Here is a 966-nt window from a genome sequence, read left to right as displayed (position 1 = left end):
CTGGTCATAGTAATTGGTATTTCTGACATAGTTAATCTCAAGGGTAATTTATGAAGAAATTAATTTCATTGCTAATTGCATCCACTCTTTCATTTTCAGTATGCGCTCAAGAAGAAGACAATTATCATACCCGTCTAATAAGAGCTGCCTGCAACGATGCTATGCATAAATTACAGCTTCAATATGGCCGGCGTTTTATATGCCATACTGATAATTTTACTGCCGGAAATATGAATGCCGCATACTTATCTGATTCTGTTTATGGGAAATCGGGAATAATGTTAATGAAATTCGGTAATGTTTATTATGATAATCCTAGCCATCCAACCCATGACACATTACATTATTCCTACAATATACAAGACATGAATACGGCCATTTCTCTAATTGTCAATGGGGGCGGTTTAAACGATCAGCAAATAAATTATCAAATTTGTAAAAAAGCCATTGCAGATACCAAGGAAAAAATAAAGAAAAACAATAAAGATTATCTAGACAAAAAGATAGATCATAAAGCTTATGAGATAATGAATTCAGTTTTCAATGACTCGATAAAAAATTTTGAAAAATGTGTAGCTGAAAATAAGTAGTTGTTGGACTTTACAAGCGCGCCCAATTGAGTATGATTGGGCGAATGAGGCGTCGAAACCTCTTTCACGCGGCCTAGACCAACCCCGTCAGTGTTGGATTTTTTATGCCTACAATTCAGTGATGGCACAATGTGCGGTCACATCCCCGATCAATGTCGGGAGGGCGACGAATACAACACCCGAAAGGGAAATAAGTCCGCGGTTTCGTGAAGCCGTTTCGAACCTCCTGGCACCACAATTTCGAAAAAATTTCACGAGGTTTCTATGACCAGCCAATTAATTCCCGTATTCAACGGCATTGTTTCAAACGAAACTACCCTTCTCTGCAACGCTCGCGATCTGCACACCTTTCTCGAAGTAGGTAAACGCTTTGCTA

The 966-nt window shown here is 38.6% G+C and carries 1 protein-coding gene and 1 pseudogene; both read left to right on the top strand.

The genetic code is table 11. The features are described from left to right. The first annotated feature begins 50 nt into the window (after nt 1–50). Nucleotides 51–590, top strand: coding sequence for a hypothetical protein (locus tag EQY_RS27180; protein ID WP_000733800.1), 540 nt, complete (start codon nt 51–53; stop codon nt 588–590). Nucleotides 591–854: 264 nt separating this feature from the next. Beyond that, nucleotides 855–966: pseudogene (locus EQY_RS0123860) on the top strand (phage antirepressor Ant); the annotation flags it as partial.

Origin of the sequence: Escherichia sp. TW14182 (assembly GCF_000208525.1) — a bacterium.
Classification (GTDB): Bacteria; Pseudomonadota; Gammaproteobacteria; order Enterobacterales; family Enterobacteriaceae; genus Escherichia; species Escherichia ruysiae.
Note: the sequence above shows the minus strand (reverse complement) of the source record. Positions and strands in the feature narration are given on the sequence as shown.

Bases quoted from the DNA above. Each gene is read 5' to 3' on its own strand.
- EQY_RS27180 (WP_000733800.1), top strand. From the start codon at position 51: ATGAAGAAATTAATTTCATTGCTAATTGCATCCACTCTTTCATTTTCA.